Here is an 18,290-nt window from a genome sequence, read left to right on the forward strand (position 1 = left end):
CCGTGACCAAGCCGACCGAGCGCCTCGAGAAGCTGGGCATCACGCTGCCCGCCGTGCCCGCACCCGCGGGCTCCTACATCCCGGCCCGCCGATCCGGCTCGCTGGTGTTCACCTCCGGCCAGGTGCCGTTCGTCGACGGGAAGCCGGCCGCCCTGGGCAAGGTCGGTGCCGAGATCGACACCGGCCAGGCCGCCGACCTCGCGCGCATCTGCGCGCTCAACGCACTCGCCGCGGTCGACGCCCTGGTGGGCATCGACTCCGTCGCGGGCGTCGTCAAGGTCGTCGGGTTCGTCGCCTCGGCCCCAGGGTTCACCGAACAGCCGAAGGTGATCAACGGAGCGTCGGACGTGCTCGCCGAGATCTTCGGCGACGCGGGCAGGCACGCCCGGTCCGCCGTGGGCGTGGCCGAGCTGCCGTTGGGCGTCCCGGTCGAGGTCGAGCTGGTCGTCGAGCTCACCGAATCGTGAGCAGCCCCGACCACGCCTGCCACGAGCTGCTGCTGCGGCTCGCGGGCCGGCTCCCCGACGGGATCCTGTGGCGGATGCGCGACTGGCTCGCCGACGGCGGGCGGGAGGTGCTCGGCTCCACACTGCCGCGCGAGCTCCTGCGCCACCGGGTGGCCGTCACCGACGCCGAGCGCGACCTGCTCGAGCAGGCCGTCGGTTCGGCGCACCCGCTGCTGGACGCGGTGCTGCCCGCCGCGGAGCCGCCCGCCGTCGACGCCGTGTTCGAGCCCGGCGACGGCGCGGTCGACACCGCTGCTCTGTCCGTGCTCGCGGTGGTCCGCGGGCACCCCGGGTGCATCGAGCTGCGGCAGGGGATGCGCGGCGCGCAGCGCGTGGTCGTGGTGCTGGGCGCCGAACGGCCGTGGGAGCTCGCGGGCACGCTCCAGCGCGTGTTGCGCGCCCACGGCGACCGCACACCGTGCGTGGAGGTGCTCCCACCGCACGGAGAGCGCTCCCCCTACCACCACGCAGCCATCATCGGTTCCAGGCCGCTGTGGCGATCCGCCACCGCGCTGGTCGGCGCGTGAGGGGGGCGGCCGGCCCGAGGGGAGGAGGCCACGTGGAGGACACGACGTCGCGCGACACGACGCACGACCTGCTGCTGGCGCTGGCCGGACGGGTCGACGACGACCTGCTGCGATGGGCGCGCGAGCTCGTCGCGCTGGGTGAGGACGCGCGGGCGGTCGAGATGATCACCGCGAGCCTGGTGGCCGCCCGGGTCGTGCTGCCGCCGCCGGTGCACTCCGCGCTGGTGGCCGCCGCTCACAGCGCCCGCACCGACCTCGCCCCCGCCGCGGCGCTCCCGCCGCCCCAGCCGTCCACCGGCACCGAGCACCGGTTCACGGCCCCGGCGGGCGACGACCCGGTGGCCGGTGCCCTCCTCGACTTCCCGGCGCGCCCACTCACCGGGTGCACCGTGCTGCTGGCCCGCAGGCTCACTCCCGCGGGCTCGGCCCCCGGTCCGCTCCCGCACCCCGTGGTGCTGGTGCGGGTGCACGACCACACCCGGCACGCCGAGGTGCTCGCCTACCAGCTCGGCGCGGCCCTCGACCGGGCAGGCGCGCCCGCGTCGGTCGAGGTGCTGCCCGCCGACGGGCCGGTGCCGCGCTACCACGCCGCGGCCCTCGACGCCGCCGTGGAGCTGCGCCACGAGGTGGGCGACGACCGGCCATGGCGTCCGTCGCCGCAGGCCGCCGTCAGGCCCGCCCCGGCCCCGCAGCCGCCGCCCGCGCCGGAGCGCCACGCGTTCGCCCCGGCGCCCCACCCGCTCGCGGCCGATCCGCCCAGGCCGGCCCCCCGGCCGCCGGCGCGGGCCCCCGAGCCCCTGCCCGACGACCCGGCCGCAGCCACCGTGCGACTGCAGCCCGCGGGTGCGCCGCGGGAGGACCCCGAGCCGGAGCCCGAGCGGCTGCTCGAGGAGCACGACGACTTCGACGAGGACACCGCCGAGGACGAGGCCCGCGAGGACGAGGCGCGCGGCGACGAGGGCTCCGAATACGACGGCTCCGACGACGCCGACTCCGACGACGAGGACACCGACGAGCGCCCGTACGACCTCGAGGACGAGGACGACCGGCACGAGGAGGACGACGAGCCGGAGGACGTGGAGGACGACTTCGCGGACCTCCCCTCGCCCCACCCGCTCGCCCCACCCCGGCCGCTCCCGGTGCGGGACGAGGCGCGTCCCGCACCGCCCACGCCGCTGACGCCGCGCGCGGCCCGGCCCCAGCCCTCCGTCACCCCGATCTCCCGGAACGTGCCGAACCCGATCCCGCTCGTGCGCCGCTCGGGGCCGAACCCGATCGCGCGGCCGGTTCCGCTGAACGAGTCGCGGCCGAACCTGCGCCGCGTGGAGACCGACGCCGACGCACCGGAGCGCCCGACCGACGACGGCACGCCGGAGGAGCGGCCGGCCCGGCGCGAGACGTCCGCCCTCGACTCCCTGAGCGACCCGTTGAACGGGCCGTTGCACCAGCCCCTGCTGGCCCCGCTGCTGGACCCCACCGAGGACCCGCTCGGCCTGGGCTCCCGGCGCGCGCGGCCGGCCCCGCCCCAGCCGGCCCCGTCGCCGCCTGCCGCCGCGCTACCCGATGACGAGTGGTCGGAGGAGTGGCTCTCGGGCACCTGGGCGATGGCCCCGTCGGTGCTCGAGGAGCGGGCGGAGCCGAAGGCCGAGCCGGAGCCCGAGCCCGGGCCCGTCGAGGAGTCCGGCTTCGACCGCCCCGCTCCCCGGCCCGTGCCGCGCACGCCGGCCCGGCACCGTTTCCCGGACGAGCCTGCCGCCGAACACGAGGCGGCCGAGAACGAGCCGGAGGAGCAGGACGAGGAGAGCCGCTCGGAGCTCGGGCCGCGCACCGAGTCCGTGGCCCGGTTGAGCGACGCCGACCGCCAACTGCTGGCCCGCCTGCAGGCCGAGCTCCTGGAGGGCCACCGGCAGCGGATCGGGCGCCGGATCACCAACGGCAGCCACCGCGGCTCGCCGCCCGACCTTGGCGCTTAGACGAGCGATTCCCCACTCGATCGTTGCTCAGCACGGAGCGGCGCCCGGACCTCGCGGGCTCGAGCAGCACGAGGCTGTCGCCGTGCCCGCTGGGACGTGCTTCCCGGTTCGACCAACCCGCCCGAGCAGGACCTCACGGCGGCTGTGACAGCCCCGGTGTGCGGCTCGCGCCGATCACACGCGGCGTGGGCCGCCCGCCCGGGGGCATGATCGTCGTTCCGGCGCGAAACCCGACGCATCCCGTCGGGAAACGGGCCGGTTCACCGATCATGGGCTGGGGAGCCCTCGTTGATCGCCGCATGGATGCGCGGGCTGGCACCGGCGGTGCCGGATGCAACCCCCTCCAGCCCTCGGGAGCCGAGACACCGGAAGCCGACCCCAGGGCACGGGCGCCCGGTTGCCTTGCTCCGGGGCACCGCTCACCCAGCGACACCGGCGGCCCGTTCGAGGAGCGGTTGGAGGAGCTGAGGCTCCCGTCCGCGGCCGCCGGTCGGTGGATTCCCCGATCTCGACCACTGTTCGCCCAGGCGCTCGCACGGCAGTCAGGCCGCGGCGAACCGCACGGCCTCCACAAGCTCCTGCAGGTGCAACCCGCGCCGGACGTCGAGGGCGGGCGCCGGCCCCGACCCGTCCACGGCGGCCACGAGCTCGTCGAGCAGTGCCGCGTAGCAGGTGGGGGCGTCGGCGCCGCGGCCGGCGAGCCGGTGGCGTCCGGCGCCGCCGAACACGGTGAACTCGATCTCGGGCGGTTCGACGGGCACCTGCGTGCACAGCGTCACGGTGCTGCGTGCGCCCCCGGAGTGCAGGAGCCCGAAGCGCCAGAGGTCGGGCTCCTCGTGCCGCGCCCACGGCACGTCCGTGACCGGGCCGACGGCCGCGTCGAGGAGGTCGAGCACATGGGGACCGAGGTCGCGGAGCGCGCCGTGCCCGGCCCGCCGGGGTGAGGCGCAGAGCCAGCGGGCCGAGGCGACGGTGTCAGGCCCGGCGGGCTCGGCGGGGATCTCGTCGAGCCACTCGCGCACCCCGGGCACGTGCCGCATCGTCAGCACGAGCGTGGAGTGCACACCGGTCTGCTCGACGGCGTCCACCACCGCCCTGGCCTCACCCACCGTGGCCGCGAGCGGCTCCTCGCAGATCAGGTGCTTGCCCGCGGCCGCGGCGAAGAGCGCCAGCCTGCTCTGCACCGGGGGCGGCACGGCGAACGCCACGACGTCCACGGCGTCGAAGAGGATCTCGAGGTCGGGGTAGCAGCGCGCGCCGTGCTCCGCGGCGAGCTCGGCCGCCACCTCCGGGCGGCGTGTCCACACCGCCGCGAGCTCGGTGCCTGGATGGGCCGCGAGACCCGGCGCGTGGACGGTTCTGGCCCACGGGCCCCCGCCCACCAGACCCACGCGCAGCCGATCCATGCCGCACATCCTCTCCTCCCACCGGGCTAGCCTCGGCGTATGTCCCCCGCACCGGTGGTTCCGCGCCCGGCCGCCACCGTGTTGCTGCTGCGCGACCACCCCCACCCGGTGCCCGGACGCAGCCCGCTGCAGGTCTTCCTACAGCGCCGGGTCACCGGGATGGCGTTCGCGGCCGGGATGACCGTGTTCCCCGGCGGGGGCGTGGACGCGGGCGACCGGCCCGATCCGGACCACTGGGCGGGCCCCGGCCCCGGGTGGTGGGCCGGGCGGCTCGGCGTCGACCCCGATCTCGCCGGCGCCTTCGTGCAGGCCGCCGTCCGGGAGACCTTCGAGGAGTGCGGCGTGCTGCTGGCCGGACCGGGCGTCCCGCCGGACGTGCGGCGGCACCGGGCCGACGTCGTCGCCAGGCGGCGGACGTTCACGGACGTCCTGGCGGCCAACGGGCTGGTGCTGCGCGCCGATCTCCTGCACGCCTGGGCGCGGTGGATCACCCCGGTCGGGTCGCCCCGGCGCTACGACACCGCGTTCTTCGTGGCGCGGGTGCCGGCCGGGCAGGAGGCCGACGCGCACACCACGGAGGCGGTCGACGCCCAGTGGTGGAACCCCGACGAGGCGCTGGAGCGCTGGCAGGAGGACGAGATGCAGTTGATGGCGCCGACGGCGCGCACCCTCCAGGAGATCGCCGGGTTCGCGGAGAGCAGCGCCGTGCTCGCCGCGGCGGGTCACCGGGTGATCCGGCCGATCACACCGACCGTGCGCTGCGAGGGTGGCAGGCTCGTGTCCGTGCTCCCCGACGACACCACGATCCCCGCCGACGGCTTCCAGGGCCGCCCCGCGTGAGCGCCCCCGCGTACGGCGTGCTGCGCCCGGTCACCCCGCTCGCCTCGGTGCTCCTCGCCGAGAATCCCTCCCCCATGACCCTCGACGGCACCAACACCTGGGTGCTGCGGGCACCCGGCGAGGCCGGGTGCGTGGTGGTCGACCCCGGGGAGGAGGACGACGAGCATCTGCGGCGGGTGGCCGAGCAGGGGCCCGTCGCGCTCGTGCTGCTCACCCACCGCCACCACGACCACGCCGGCGGCGCACGCCGGTTCGCCGAGCTCACGGGGGCGCCGGTGCGCGCGCTGGACCCGTCCCTCGTGCTCGGCTCCGAGGCGCTCGGGGACGGCGACGTCGTCGCGGCGGCGGGCGTCGAGCTGCGGGTGGTGGCCACGCCCGGCCACACGTCCGACTCGCTGTCGTTCCTGCTCGACGGGCCGGGCGCAGACCAGGCCGTGCTCACCGGCGACACGATCCTCGGCCGCGGCACCACCGTGATCGCCCACCCGGACGGTGCGCTCGGGCCCTACCTCCACTCGCTGCACCGGCTCGCCGAGCTCGCCCCCGGCACCGCCGTGCTGCCCGGCCACGGGCCGGAGCTCCCCGACGCGCCCGCCGTGGCGGCCGCCTACCTCGCCCACCGCGAGGAGCGGCTGGAGCAGGTGCGCGGCGCGCTGGCCCGGCTCGGTCCGGACGCCACCCCGCGCCAGGTGGTGGAGCTCGTCTACGCCGACGTCGACGAGGTGCTGTGGCCGGCTGCGGAGCTGTCGGTCCGAGCGCAGCTGGACCACCTGCGCACATAATCTGCACAGCGATGAAAAAAATCGACGCGGTGTAGAGTTCTCGGATGGCGGAGCGATCCTGCTCGCGCCGAGCCATCCGCGGAGGAACGATGCAGAGTCAGAAGTGGCTCATCACCGGTGTCAGCTCGGGCCTCGGACGTGCGTTCGCGCGGTCCGCCCTCGCCGCGGGCCACACGGTCGTGGGAACGGTCCGCTCCGAGGAGGACCGGCAGGCCTTCGAGGACCTCGAGCCCGGGCGCGCCCACGGCCGCCTGCTCGACGTCACCGACGCCGCGGCCGCCGTGGACGTCGTCGCCGAGGTGGAGCGGACCGTCGGCCCGCTGGACGTGGTGATCGCCAACGCCGGCTACGGACTGGAGGGCGTCTTCGAGGAGACGCCGCTGGCCGAGGTGCGGCGGCAGTTCGAGGTCAACGTGTTCGGCGCGATGGCCACCCTCCAGGCGGCGCTGCCCCACATGCGCGGGCGCCGCCGCGGGCACCTGATGGCCGTCACGTCCATGGGTGGGCTCATGGCGGTGCCGGGCATGTCCGCCTACTGCGGCAGCAAGTTCGCACTGGAGGGCATCCTCGAGGCGCTGGGCAAGGAGGTCGCACAGTTCGGGATCCACGTCACGGCGATCGAACCCGGCTCCTTCCGCACCGACTGGGCAGCCCGCTCCATGACCCGTGCCGCGCGCTCCATCGCCGACTACGACGAGCTGTTCGCCCCCATCCGGGAGGCGCGGCAGAAGGCCAGCGGCAACCAGCTGGGCAACCCGGCCAAGGCCGGGGAGGCCGTGGTGCACATCGCGTCGGTCGAGCAGCCGCCCGCCCACCTCGTGCTGGGGTCGGACGCGCTGCGGCTCGTCACCACGGCCCGCGCCGCCGTCGACGAGGACATCCGCACCTGGGAGGCGCTGTCGCGCACCACCGACTTCCCGGAGGGTGCTCAGCTCTGATGCCCGACCACCGAGCTGCGCGGAGCCGGCGCGTCACCGAACGCAAGGGCGACCTCCGGGAGCGGGCGATCCTGGACACCTGCGAGGCCCTGCTGGCGCAGAAGGGCTACGACGCCATGACCGTCGGCGACATCGCCCAGGGCGCCGGCATCACCCGCGGTGCCCTGTACTTCTACTTCGGCTCCAAGCAGGAGGTGGTCACGGCGCTCGTGGCGCGCACCGTCGAGCACCTTTGGGAGCGCTCGCGCGCCACCGCGGAAACGGACGACCCGCGCCGGGCCATCGCCGCCGCGATGCAGCGCACCGTCGAGCTGTGGAACGAGCACGGCCTCGTGATGCGCACGGCGATCGACCTCTCGTTGACCGTGCCGGAGATCGGAGCGCTCTGGAGCCACACGGCCGACCTGTTCATCGGCGCCATCGCCGCCGTCCTGGAACGGGCCGGGGTGCCGCCCGGCACCGAACCGGACCAGGCGTCGGCGATGGCGCGCGCCCTGTGCTGGATGATCGAGCGGAGCTTCTACCACGCCTCGCAGGAGTCCCGGGAGGCGTTGCAGCGGGCGTCGTCGACCTGCGAGCACATCTGGCTGATCAGCGCCGGGCTCACGGCCTGAGCCGGGTCAGGCCACCGCGGCGGACGGCTGCGCGGGCCGCGGCAGCAGGGTGGCCCGCCGCAGCCACAGCACCGCCGCCAGCACCACCCCGGCCGTCCCACCGGACACGAAGGCCGCGGCCGGGCCGAACTGCTCCACCACGATCCCCGCGCTCGACTGGCCCGTGGCGATGCCCAGCGTGGCCGCCGTGATCACCCACCCGAACGCCTCGGCCGCCGCCCCGGGCGGCGCCGCGATGTCGACGGCGAGGGAGTGGCCGGTGACCTGCGGGGTGATCAGCGCGCCCGAGAAGACCATCGTGATCACGAGCACCGCCAGCGAACCGGTGGGCCCGACGAGCGCCATTGCGGCCACCAGCACCGCGAAGCCGCCGAGCAGCGCCGGCATCCGCAGGTGCAGCGGGCGGGGCCACGGGCGCATGCCGTAGAGCACACCGGCGAGCACCGAAGAGATCGACCACGCCGACAGGAGCACCCCGCCGAGGGTGGGCGAGCCGACCGCCGCGGTGACCGCGGGCACTCCGACCTCAACCGACCCGATGACCAGCCCGAATCCGAGCGCGGCCACCGCCACCGTGCGCATCCCGGGCCGGGCGAGCGCACCCAGGAGCGACACGCCCTCGCGGGCCGGCGCGTGCCCGATGCCGCGGGCCGGGCGGCTCAGAGCGAACGCGCCCGCGCCGAGCGACATCGCGGTGCAGGCCACCGCCAGGCCGAGCCCCGGCCACGGCGCCGCCACGAGGAACGCGGCGATGGCCGGGCCGAGGATGAAGAAGACCTCGAGGCTGATCGCCTCGTACGTCAGTGCAGCCGCGCGCGTGGGGCCCGGGGGCACGAGCGTGGTCCACAAGGAGCGGGACGCGCCCTCCAGCGCCGGCCGGACGGCCCCGGCCACCGTGGCCAGCACCACCACCACGGGCAGCGGCTGCGCGCTCTCGACGGCGGCCACCAGAGCTCCGACCGCCAGCACGAACAGCACCACGATCACCTGCAACGGCCGGCTCGGCCCCAGCCGGTCGACCACGCGCCCCTGGGCCACCGAACCGGCGGCAACCCCGATCATCTGCCCGGCGGACACCAGACCCGCCGCGGCGAACGACCCGGTCGCCCGCTGGACGTAGAGCAGCGTCGCCAGAGGCAGCATCGCGATCGGGAACCGGCCGACGGCCGAGGCGAGCACCGGCACCGCCGCACCCGGAGCGGTGAGGGCGGCGCGGTAGTCGGCGAGCGACGCTGAGGACGACATGGCCACCAGCGTCGCACGATTTGGTACGGCCGTACCACTATTTTTCGCCGACGGAGATCGAGCAGCACCTCACCGCGGTCCCGAGGACCGCGGCGCGCGGCTCGGTGCGGTCGATGGGGCGAGTGAGCACCTGGCCGCCGGGGCCGGCGTGGCCCGCACATCGGTTGTGGTGCCGACACACCAGTTGCAGTCGATGTGCGACCACCACAGGTGGTGTGCCAGCACCGGCCGCCCAACGTGGCGAGGCCGACACACCGATCGTGGTGCCGACACACCGATTGCAGTCGATGCGCGACCACCAGAGGTGGTGTGCCAGCACCCGGCGGGCCCGAGCAGCACAGGACTGCCGCGGCACCCGCCGCGAGGTACTTCCCAGACGGACCACCCGGCCCGAGCCGTACCTCAGCGCCTCCTCGGGAGCCCTCTTGTGCGGCTCGCCGCGACGATCAGGCGCCGCGGGCGGTCAGCGGGCGCGGCGGACGCCGACACACCGACTGCGGTGCCGACACACCGATTGCAGTCGGTGTGTGAGCACCAGAGGTCGTGTGCGAGCACCCACCCGGGCCCGAGCCGCACCTCAGCGCCCCCTCGAGAGCCCCCTTGTGCCGCTCGCCGCGACGACCAGGCGCCGCGCGCGGTCAGCGGACACGGCGGACGCCGACACACCGACTTCGGTGCCGACACACCGATTGCAGTCGATGCGCGACCACCAGAGGTGGTGTGCCAGCACCGGCCGCCCATCACCGCGGACGCCGACACACCGATCGTGGCGCCGACACACCGATTGCAGTCGGTGTGTGAGCACCAGAGGTTGTGTGCGAGCACCCACCCGGGCCCGAGCAGCACAGGACTGCCGCGGCGCCCACCGCGAGGTACTTCCCAGGCGGGCCACCGGGCCCGAGCCGTACCTCAGCGCCTCCTCGGGAGCCCCCTTGTGCGGCTCTCCGCGACGATCAGGCGCCGCGGGCGGTCAGCGGGCGCGGCGGGCGAGGCGCTCCGGCTCGAGGATCAGCACGCTCTTGCCCTCCAGGCGCAGCCAGCCGCGGTGGGCGAAGTCGGCGAGGGCCTTGTTGACGGTCTCCCGGCTGGCCCCGACGAGCTGGGCGATCTCCTCCTGCGTGAGGTCGTGCGTGACGCGCAGCAGCCCGGACTCCTGGGAGCCGAACTGGCGCGCGAGCTGCAGCAGCGCCTTCGCGACGCGCCCGGGGACGTCGGTGAAGATGAGGTCGGCGAGTGCGTTGTTGGTGCGCCGCAGACGACGGGCGAGCACGCGCAGCAGCTGCTCCGCGATCTCGGGGCGCTTGCCGATCCACTCCCGCAGAGCGGGGCGGTCCATCGTGAAGGTGCGGACCTCGGTGACCGCGGTGGCCGAGGACGTGCGCGGGCCCGGGTCGAAGATGGACAGCTCGCCGAACATGTCCGACGGCCCGGCCACCATGAGCAGGTTCTCGCGGCCGTCGGGCGACTTGCGCCCGATCTTCACCTTGCCGCTGCCCACGATGTACAGCCGGTCGCCCGGCTCACCTTCCGCGAAGATCACGTGCCCGCGCGGGAAGTCCGCGGGCTCGAGCGCCTGGGCCAGCGCCTCGGCCGCGTGCGGCTCAACACCCTGGAAGATCCCTGCGCGGATCAGCACCTCGTCCACTGCGTCGCTCCTCGTCCCAGGTCGCGGCCCCGCGACCGGATCACCGGCCGGTCAGTCTAGGGGTTGCTCGCACCCTGTGTGACGCCGTCGCCGTCGAATTCGTTGCCCGACCGGGCAGTTTCACCCGGTCTCGCCCGCGCAGCCGGTCAAGCCGCCTTGTTGCGCCGGGCGGATTTGCGCCCCCGCAGCCCGCGGTTGCGCAGCCGGAAGAGCTCCAGTGCTCGGCCGGATCCCTGCCGGAAGAGTGCACGAACCTCGTCGGGCCGGGGCCGCTCGAGCAGCTCCTCGACCTCTTCGGGACGCACAGTGGTCTCCCGCAGCCGGGATTCGACGCGCTCCATCCCGAGGGCGAAGAACATCACCAGCAGCGGCACGAGGACGGACAACCAGGCAGTCATGTCGCGTCAGATGGTCTCGCACCGCGGGCAGCGACTCGCCACGGGGGTCGACGAGTTCCCATCCCGTTATGATTTCGTGACCGTCGGGTCCGGCGCCGTCACAGGCTGTCGGGACGGTTCCGTAGTCTCGACGACGTGACCACCGCCTCCCGCAGCGCACCTCAGCGGGGTGCCACGCCCGCCGCTCCCGAGGCCGCCACCCCGGTGCCGATCGCCACGCCGCGCAGCGCCGCCCGGCTCGCCAAGCGGGTCGCCGCGGGGGAGCCCGCGCTCGGGCGGTCCCGGCGCGTCGCGCGGATGCTGCGCATGCTCGCCGCCACCCATCCCGACGCCCACTGCGAGCTCGACTTCACCACGCCCCTCGAGCTCGCCGTGGCCACGATCCTGTCCGCGCAGTCCACCGACAAGCTGGTCAACTCCGTCACACCGGCGCTGTTCAAGCGGTACCCCACCGCGCTCGACTACGCGCAGGCCGATCGCGCGGAGCTCGAGGAGATGATCCACAGCACCGGGTTCTTCCGGAACAAGGCCAACTCGCTCATCGGGATGGGCACCGCCGTCGTCGAGAAGCACGACGGCGTGCTGCCGCACACGCTCGAGGAGCTCGTGGCGCTGCCCGGGATCGGTCGCAAGACCGCCAACGTGATCCTCGGCAACGCCTTCGGCATCCCGGGCATCACCGTCGACACCCACTTCGGCCGCCTGGTCCGGCGCTGGGGCTGGACCACCGAGGAGGACCCGGTCAAGGTCGAGCACGCGATCGGCGAGCTCGTGCCGAAGCGCGACTGGACGATGGTGTCCCACTATGTGATCTTCCATGGGCGGCGCGTCTGCCACGCGCGCAAACCGGCGTGCGGGGCGTGTTCGCTGGGCACCGACTGCCCCGCCTTCGGCACCGGCCCCACCGACCAGGTCCAGGCCGCAAAGCTGGTGAAGGGCCCCTCGCGCCCGCACCTGCTCGCCATGGTCGGCATCCCCGACGACGAAGCGCCTCCCGCGGCCGGCGGTGAGGACGCCGACGCCCCGTGACCGATCCTCGCGGCACCGGCGTGCGGCGCTCGGAGGTCGTCACCACGGTGGTCGTCGCGGTGCTCGCCGCAGCCGCCGTGTTCGCGCTGTGGCCGCGCGCGGCCACGGAGCCCGCGGCCGGTCCCGTGCCCCCGGAGCAGGTTCAGGTCTCCGACGCCGAGCTGGCGGCACCGCGCGCGGCGGCCGGGTCGGTGCCGTGCCCGTCCCCCACCGGCGCGCCGCCTGCCGGCCCGCTCGCGGGCGTCACGGCCCCGTGCCTGGGCGTGCCCGGTCCGGTCGACGTCGGGGCGGCGCTCGCCGGCCGCCCGGCGCTCGTCAACGTCTGGGCGTCCTGGTGCGTGCCCTGCCGGGAGGAGCTGCCCGCGCTCGCCGCGTACGCGCAGCGTCCGGGCGCGGTGCCGGTGCTCGGCGTCGACGTGCGCGACGACCCGCGCGCCGCGCTCACGCTGCTCGCCGAGCTCGGGGTGGCGCTGCCGTCGGTCACCGATCCGGACGGCACCCTGCGCGCGGCGCTCGACGTGCCGCCCGCGCTGCCCGCGTCGTACGTTGTGCGTGCCGACGGCACGGTCACCCGGGTCGACCCGCCCACCCCGTTCCGCACGGCCGACGAGGTGGCCGCCGCCGTGGAGCGGCTCTCGTGAGCGCATCGCTGCAGCCCGAGCAGGCCCCGGAGTGGCTGCGGCCGCTGCTGTCGCGCGTCGAGGGCGTCGACGCGTCGGAGCTGATGCGCCACCGGATGCCGCCGCCCACCCCCGGGCGGCGCGCCGCCGTGCTCGTGCTCTTCGGCGAGAACGCCCACCACGGCCCGGACGTGCTCCTCGTCGAGCGGGCCAGCACGCTGCGGCAGCACGCCGGGCAGGTGGCCTTCCCCGGCGGGGGAGCCGACCCCGGCGACACCGACGCGGTGGCCACGGCCCTGCGGGAGGCAGAGGAGGAGGCAGGCGTCGAGCCCCGGGGGGTGGTGCCGCTCGCGTTGCTGCCCGACCTGTTCGTGCCGCCGTCCGGGTTCGTCGTCACGCCGGTGCTCGCCCACTGGGCGCGGCCGGTGGCGGTGCACGCCGTCGATCCGGGAGAGACCGCCGACGTCGTGCGCGTTCCGCTCGCCACGCTCGCCGACCCGGCCCACCGGATCCGCGTACGTCACCCGTCCGGGCTCACCGGACCCGCTTTCGTCACGGCGGGGTTGCTCGTATGGGGTTTCACGGGGGGCCTATTGTCCGCGCTGTTGGATCGGGGCGGATGGGCGCGACCGTGGGACACCACTCGGGTGATGGACCTCGACGCAGCGTGGTCGGCAGCCCGTGCCGGCCGGCAGGAGATCGCAGGATCGTGAGGGTGGGGGCAGGGGCGACGTGAGCTGGGTTGATCTCGTCGTCGTCCTCCTCGCGCTGATCGCAGCCGTGTCGGGGTGGCGCCACGGCATGGCCGTCGCGCTGCTGTCGTTCGTCGGCGTGCTCACGGGCGCGGTGCTCGGTGTGCGGCTGGCGCCGCTGCTCGCCGCGGGCGTCGAGGCGCCCACCACGCGCGTGATCGTCAGCATCGTGGTGGTGGTGCTGCTGGTGGCGCTCGGCGAGACCACCGGCGTGTTCTTCGGCAGGCGCATCCGCGACCGCATCACGGGGCAGCGGTCCCTGCAGGTCGACTCCACGCTGGGCTCGGTGCTGCAGGCGATCACGGTGGTCGTGGCGGCGTGGCTCGTCGCGCTGCCGCTCGCCTCCGCCAGCTTCCCCGGCCTCGCCGCGGGGGTGCGCGGCTCCGAGGTGCTGCGCGCCGTCGACAACGTGATGCCCGACGCGGCCAAGGCGCTGCCCGAGGAGCTGCGGCAGCTGCTCAACAACTCCGGCTTCCCGGACGTGCTGAGCCCGTTCGCCGAGACCCCGATCACCGAGGTCGGCGCGCCCGACGCCCGGCTCGCCCAGAGCCCGATCGTCGAGGACGTCGCGAGCAGCGTGCTCAAGGTCCGCGGCCGCGCGCCGTCCTGCGCCCGCCAGCTCGAGGGCACCGGCTTCGTGATCGCGCCGGAGCTGGTGATGACCAACGCGCACGTGGTGGCGGGCACCGCCGAGACGGGGGTGGAGGTCGTCGGGCGGCGCGGGCGCGTGCGCGAGCTCGACGCCGAGGTGGTGCTGTACGACCCGGCTGTGGACATCGCCGTGCTCCGCGTGCCCGATCTCGACGCCGAGCCGCTGCCGTTCGACACCACGGCCGCCTCCGCGGGCGACGACGCGATCATCGTCGGCTATCCGCTCGACGGCCCGTACACGGCCACCGCCGCGAAGGTCCGCTCGCTGATCCGGCTCAAGGGCCCGGACATCTACGACGACGGCGAGGTCACGCGCGAGGTGTACACCGTGCGGGCCGTCGTCCGCTCCGGCAACTCCGGCGGACCGATGATCGCACCGGACGGCCGCGTGATCGGCGTGGTGTTCGGCGCCGCGCTCGACGACCAGGAGACCGGGTTCGTGCTCACCGTCGACCAGGTGTCGGGCGCGGTGCAGGCGGCGGGCAACCTGCGGCGCGAGGTCGACACGGGCAGCTGCGCCGCCTGACGCCCCCCGGAACGCGCACCTCGCCCCCCCCCCCCGGAACGCGCAACTCAGCCGGCGAAACGGGAGACTCGCGCGGAGTGGGGCGAGTCTCCCGTTCTGGGGGCCGAGATGCGCATCCGGTCACGACGCTCACCCCGGGCCCTCACGCACCGCCGATCGGTGCAACGCCCGGAGGTGTTCGGTCGAGTCAAACACCGTGACCTGCGCGAGATCTCGATCACTCGCGGCGCTGATGGCGACCGCACCCGTGCTGGCGGGGGCGATCGCCACGGCGTCGGGCGTCATGCTGCTGGGCTGGCCGCACCGGCCACCGCTGCCCACACCCGCAGGCGTGGTGGCCGCCGGGCTGCTCGTCGTGGTGGCGGTACTGCTCGTGTTCGCCCCGGCCCTGCCCCGGCGAAGACCCTCAGACGTCGCGCGTGATCGTCTCTTCCCGCCCGGGCCCGACGCCGATGGCGCTCACCGGCGCCCCGGTGAGCTCCTCGATCCGCTCCACGTAGGCGCGGGCGTTGGCCGGGAGGTCGTCGAAGCTGCGGCAGTCCGAGATGTCCTCGAACCAGCCCGGCAGTTCCTCGTAGACCGGCAGGGCGTGGTGCACGTCGGTCTGGGTCATCGGCATGTCGTCGACCCGCCGGCCGTCCACCTCGTAGCCGACGCAGATCGGCACCGTCTCCAGGCCGGAGAGGACGTCGAGCTTGGTGAGGAAGAAGTCGGTGATGCCGTTGACGCGGGCGGCGTAGCGGCCGATCACGGCGTCGAACCAGCCGCACCGGCGCGGACGGCCGGTGGTGACCCCGACCTCGCCGCCCGCCTTGCGCAGGTGGTCTCCCATCGCGTCGAGCAGCTCGGTGGGGAACGGTCCGGAGCCGACGCGGGTGGTGTAGGCCTTGAGGATCCCGATCACGCGCGTGATCCGGTTCGGCCCGATGCCCGAGCCGACGGCCGCGCCGCCCGCCGTCGGGTTCGAGCTGGTGACGAACGGGTAGGTGCCGTGGTCGACGTCGAGGAGCGTGCCCTGCGATCCCTCGAGTAGCACGGTCTCGTCGGCCTCGAGGGCCTTGTTGAGCAGCAGCCGGGTGTCGGCGATCCGGTCGGCGAACTTGCGCCCGTGCGCGAGCACGGTGTCGACGACCTGGTCGACCTGCAGCGCGCGCCGGTTGTAGACCTTCACCAGCACCTGGTTCTTGTAGTCGAGGGCGGCCTCGACCTTCTGGTGCAGGATCTTCTCGTCGAGCACGTCGGCCACGCGCACGCCGACGCGGGCCACCTTGTCCTGATAGGCCGGGCCGATGCCGCGCCCGGTGGTGCCGATCTTGGCCTTGCCCAGGAAGCGTTCCGTGACCTTGTCGATGGCCACGTGGTACGGCATGATCAAGTGTGCATCCGCGCTGATCAGAAGGTTGCTCGTGTCCACGTCGCGGGCCTCGAGGCCGGAGAGCTCCTCGAGCAGCACGCCGGGGTCCACCACGACACCGTTGCCGATCACGTTCTTCACGCCGGGCGTGAGGATCCCGGACGGGATCAGGTGCAGGGCGAAGTCCTGACCGTCGGGCAGCACCACGGTGTGTCCCGCGTTGTTGCCGCCCTGGTAACGGACCACCCACTGGACCTGGCTACCGAGAATGTCGGTGGCCTTGCCCTTGCCCTCGTCGCCCCATTGGGCGCCGATCAGCACGATCGCCGGCATGTGAAACTCCAGTCCTGGCCGCGCCTCGTCCGCGGCGGGGAAGGGTAACCGATCAGTGAGCCCGATCGATTCGGACGTGGTGCTGCTGACCTGCTCCGATCAGGGGCAGGCCCGGCGGCTCCCCGTGCACGGTAGTCGCCCCGGTGGTCCTCTCGCTGCCCTGGAGTCGGTGGCGTTGCCCGCCCGGCCCGGACGCACCGACCTCGACCCCGTTCTCGCCGAGCGCGCGCCGCGCCGCGTGGTCGTCGCGGGCACCGACGCCGACCTCGCCGCGGTGCTGCTGCGGCTGCTGCGCACCGAGCGGCTGGACGTCGAGGTGGCGTACCTGCCGGACGCGCGCTCGCCCGTCACCGTGGCGTGGGGCCTGCCCACCGGCGACGCCGCGGCGCGGCTCGCGGTGGCCGGGTCGGCGGAGCCCGTGCCGCTCGTGCGCGACGACACCGGCGGCGTGCTCGTCGGCCGCGGTGAGATCCACGACGTCCGCGGCGAGTGCTACTGCGACGAGACGCTCGTGCTGCGCGGGCGGGCGCGCCGGCTCGTCGTCGCCCCCGGGCCCCGCGGGATCGCCGTGCGGGCGGGATGGAGCGGCCGCACCCCGGACGGGCGGGTGCGGGCCGTGCCTGCGCGGGCGCCCCGGGGCACCGGCTCGGCACTGGGCCGGGCCGTGCAGGTCGGCTGCGAGCCCGCGATCGTGGTGGCCGACGGGGTTCCGCACCCGCGCCCGGTGCCGCGGAGGACCTGGTACCGGCACACCTCCGACTGGTTGCTCGTCCGCCCCGGCGGCGACGGTCGGTGAAGCCGGGACACATCGTGTTCACCTGAACTGATCACGGGCGAAACATCGCGTTCCTACGTTCGGCCGAGGCCATCGTTCTCGGAAGGAACCGCCCGTGACCGTTTCCCGCTCTCGCCGAGCCATCCGGGCCGCCGCCCTGTTGACCGTCGGCCTCGTGCTGTCCGCCTGCGGGGCCCGGGTGGACACCCCCGGTGGCGGTGGCGCGGCCGCCGCTCCGTCCTGCGTCGACACGTCGGGCAGCGAGGTGAAGGTCGGGTTCCTCAACTCGCGGTCGGGCACGATGGCGATCAGCGAGAACACCGTCTTCGACGCGCTCTCCCTGGCCGCCGAGCAGATCAACGCCGCGGGCGGGGTGCTGGGCAAGCAGCTGTCGATCGTGGCGGAGGACGGTTCGTCGGAGCCCACGATCTTCGCCGAGAAGGCCCAGAAGCTGATCCGCAGCGACTGCGTAGCCGCGGTGTTCGGCGGCTGGACGTCCTCGTCGCGCAAGGCGATGCTGCCGGTGTTCGAGAGCAACAACTCGCTGCTGTTCTACCCGGTGCAGTACGAGGGCCTGGAGTCGTCGAAGAACATCTTCTACACCGGCGCCACCACGAACCAGCAGATCATCCCGGCCCTGGACTACCTGAAGGAGCAGGGCGTCACGAGCCTGTTCCTCGTGGGCAGCGACTACGTCTTCCCGCAGACCGCCAACAAGATCATCAAGGCGTACGCGGCGGCGAACGGCATCGAGATCCGGGGTGAGGAGTACGCCCCGCTCGGCCACACCGACTTCGCCACGATCGTCGCCAAGGTGCGCGACGCCGGCGCGGGCGCGGTGTTCAACACCCTGAACGGCGACTCCAACGTCGCGTTCTTCAAGGAGTACAAGAACCTGGGGCTCACCCCGGACGCGATGCCCGTGCTCAGCGTGTCGATCGCCGAGGAGGAGGTCGGCGGCATCGGCGTGGACAACATCGTGGGCCAGCCGGTGGCGTGGAACTACTACCAGACGATCGACACCCCCACGAACCAGCAGTTCGTCGAGGCCTTCAAGGCGGCGTACGGCGCCAACCGGGTGACGTCCGACCCGATGGAGGCCGCGTACACCTCGCTGTTCCTCTGGAAGGGCATGGTCGAGAAGGCGGGCTCGTTCGACGTCGCCGCCGTGCAGGCCGCCGCAGGCGGCGTGAGCCACGACGCCCCCGAGGGCACCGTCACGGTGAACGGCGAGAACCACCACATCGCCAAGACCGCGCTGATCGGCAAGATCGGCGCCGACGGCCTCATCCACACCGAGTGGACCTCGGGCGCGCCTATCGAGCCCGACCCGTACCTCGCCACCTACCCGTGGGCGTCCGGGCTGGCGAGCTGAC

General features: G+C 74.1%; 18 protein-coding genes. 13 read left to right on the plus strand and 5 right to left on the minus strand.

Annotation, left to right across the window (positions count from 1 at the left end):
* Nucleotides 1-2: 2 nt before the first annotated feature.
* The 3 genes from ACFPL3_RS16955 to ACFPL3_RS16965 are packed head-to-tail and all read left to right on the plus strand — an operon-like array spanning nucleotide 3 to nucleotide 3,006.
* Nucleotides 3-467, plus strand: coding sequence for a RidA family protein (locus ACFPL3_RS16955; RefSeq protein ID WP_343939417.1), 465 nt, complete (start codon nucleotides 3-5; stop codon nucleotides 465-467).
* Entirely contained in the window at nucleotides 464-1,033 is a 570-nt protein-coding gene (locus ACFPL3_RS16960) for a hypothetical protein (protein WP_343939419.1), read from the plus strand. Before ACFPL3_RS16955 ends, ACFPL3_RS16960 begins: the two co-directional genes overlap by 4 nt.
* A 32-nt stretch (nucleotides 1,034-1,065) precedes the next feature.
* Nucleotides 1,066-3,006, plus strand: coding sequence for a hypothetical protein (locus ACFPL3_RS16965; protein WP_379589297.1), 1,941 nt, complete (start codon nucleotides 1,066-1,068; stop codon nucleotides 3,004-3,006).
* A gap of 542 nt (nucleotides 3,007-3,548) precedes the next feature.
* On the opposite strand, the gene ACFPL3_RS16970 is transcribed toward ACFPL3_RS16965, so the two are convergent.
* The gene (locus ACFPL3_RS16970) at nucleotides 3,549-4,412 is read right to left on the minus strand and encodes a Gfo/Idh/MocA family protein (protein ID WP_343946297.1); all 864 of its coding nucleotides are present in this window, start codon (nucleotides 4,410-4,412) and stop codon (nucleotides 3,549-3,551) included.
* Nucleotides 4,413-4,451: 39 nt separating this feature from the next.
* On the opposite strand from ACFPL3_RS16970, the gene ACFPL3_RS16975 reads away from it, so the two are divergent.
* The 4 genes from ACFPL3_RS16975 to ACFPL3_RS16990 all read left to right on the plus strand — a co-directional run bounded on the left by ACFPL3_RS16975 (nucleotide 4,452) and on the right by ACFPL3_RS16990 (nucleotide 7,586).
* Nucleotides 4,452-5,252 (plus strand): NUDIX hydrolase, encoded by an 801-nt coding sequence (locus tag ACFPL3_RS16975; protein ID WP_343946298.1) that lies wholly within the window; start codon nucleotides 4,452-4,454, stop codon nucleotides 5,250-5,252.
* Complete coding sequence (locus ACFPL3_RS16980; protein WP_343946299.1) at nucleotides 5,249-6,034, plus strand: MBL fold metallo-hydrolase; 786 nt, start codon at nucleotides 5,249-5,251, stop codon at nucleotides 6,032-6,034. The genes ACFPL3_RS16975 and ACFPL3_RS16980 overlap by 4 nt, the downstream gene beginning before the upstream one ends.
* An 89-nt stretch (nucleotides 6,035-6,123) precedes the next feature.
* Nucleotides 6,124-6,972 (plus strand): oxidoreductase, encoded by an 849-nt coding sequence (locus ACFPL3_RS16985; protein WP_343946300.1) that lies wholly within the window; start codon nucleotides 6,124-6,126, stop codon nucleotides 6,970-6,972.
* The gene (locus tag ACFPL3_RS16990) at nucleotides 6,972-7,586 is read left to right on the plus strand and encodes a TetR/AcrR family transcriptional regulator (protein ID WP_343946301.1); all 615 of its coding nucleotides are present in this window, start codon (nucleotides 6,972-6,974) and stop codon (nucleotides 7,584-7,586) included. Before ACFPL3_RS16985 ends, ACFPL3_RS16990 begins: the two co-directional genes overlap by 1 nt.
* A 6-nt stretch (nucleotides 7,587-7,592) precedes the next feature.
* On the opposite strand, the gene ACFPL3_RS16995 is transcribed toward ACFPL3_RS16990, so the two are convergent.
* From ACFPL3_RS16995 to ACFPL3_RS17005, 3 genes are all read right to left on the minus strand, one after another.
* Nucleotides 7,593-8,831 (minus strand): MFS transporter, encoded by a 1,239-nt coding sequence (locus tag ACFPL3_RS16995; RefSeq protein ID WP_343946302.1) that lies wholly within the window; start codon nucleotides 8,829-8,831, stop codon nucleotides 7,593-7,595.
* Between the two features lie 970 nt (nucleotides 8,832-9,801).
* Nucleotides 9,802-10,476 carry a Crp/Fnr family transcriptional regulator gene (locus ACFPL3_RS17000; protein ID WP_343946303.1) on the minus strand — a complete coding sequence of 225 codons (675 nt, stop codon included), beginning with the start codon at nucleotides 10,474-10,476 and terminating at the stop codon, nucleotides 9,802-9,804.
* A gap of 146 nt (nucleotides 10,477-10,622) precedes the next feature.
* Nucleotides 10,623-10,874: a hypothetical protein gene (locus tag ACFPL3_RS17005; protein ID WP_343946304.1), complete on the minus strand. Its 252-nt coding sequence runs from the start codon at nucleotides 10,872-10,874 to the stop codon at nucleotides 10,623-10,625.
* Nucleotides 10,875-11,171: 297 nt separating this feature from the next.
* Between ACFPL3_RS17005 and nth the strand changes: the two genes are divergently transcribed.
* The 4 genes from nth to ACFPL3_RS17025 are packed head-to-tail and all read left to right on the plus strand — an operon-like array spanning nucleotide 11,172 to nucleotide 14,452.
* Nucleotides 11,172-11,903 carry an endonuclease III gene (nth, locus tag ACFPL3_RS17010; protein ID WP_343946306.1) on the plus strand — a complete coding sequence of 244 codons (732 nt, stop codon included), beginning with the start codon at nucleotides 11,172-11,174 and terminating at the stop codon, nucleotides 11,901-11,903.
* Entirely contained in the window at nucleotides 11,900-12,544 is a 645-nt protein-coding gene (locus ACFPL3_RS17015; protein ID WP_379589302.1) for a TlpA family protein disulfide reductase, read from the plus strand. Before nth ends, ACFPL3_RS17015 begins: the two co-directional genes overlap by 4 nt.
* Nucleotides 12,541-13,236: an NUDIX hydrolase gene (locus tag ACFPL3_RS17020; RefSeq protein WP_343947117.1), complete on the plus strand. Its 696-nt coding sequence runs from the start codon at nucleotides 12,541-12,543 to the stop codon at nucleotides 13,234-13,236. The genes ACFPL3_RS17015 and ACFPL3_RS17020 overlap by 4 nt, the downstream gene beginning before the upstream one ends.
* Nucleotides 13,237-13,255: 19 nt before the next feature.
* On the plus strand, nucleotides 13,256-14,452 hold the full coding sequence (locus tag ACFPL3_RS17025; RefSeq protein WP_343947118.1) for a MarP family serine protease: 1,197 nt from the start codon (nucleotides 13,256-13,258) through the stop codon (nucleotides 14,450-14,452).
* A 406-nt stretch (nucleotides 14,453-14,858) separates the two neighbouring features.
* On the opposite strand, the gene ACFPL3_RS17030 is transcribed toward ACFPL3_RS17025, so the two are convergent.
* Nucleotides 14,859-16,139: an adenylosuccinate synthase gene (locus ACFPL3_RS17030; RefSeq protein WP_343947119.1), complete on the minus strand. Its 1,281-nt coding sequence runs from the start codon at nucleotides 16,137-16,139 to the stop codon at nucleotides 14,859-14,861.
* A 55-nt stretch (nucleotides 16,140-16,194) separates the two neighbouring features.
* Between ACFPL3_RS17030 and ACFPL3_RS17035 the strand changes: the two genes are divergently transcribed.
* Nucleotides 16,195-16,935 carry a hypothetical protein gene (locus ACFPL3_RS17035; protein ID WP_343947120.1) on the plus strand — a complete coding sequence of 247 codons (741 nt, stop codon included), beginning with the start codon at nucleotides 16,195-16,197 and terminating at the stop codon, nucleotides 16,933-16,935.
* A gap of 94 nt (nucleotides 16,936-17,029) precedes the next feature.
* Complete coding sequence (gene urtA, locus ACFPL3_RS17040; protein ID WP_343947121.1) at nucleotides 17,030-18,289, plus strand: urea ABC transporter substrate-binding protein; 1,260 nt, start codon at nucleotides 17,030-17,032, stop codon at nucleotides 18,287-18,289.
* Nucleotide 18,290 lies beyond the last annotated feature (1 nt).

The sequence above is a fragment of the Pseudonocardia zijingensis genome, from assembly GCF_042657305.1.
In the GTDB taxonomy this organism is placed as follows: Bacteria; Actinomycetota; Actinomycetes; order Mycobacteriales; family Pseudonocardiaceae; genus Pseudonocardia; species Pseudonocardia zijingensis.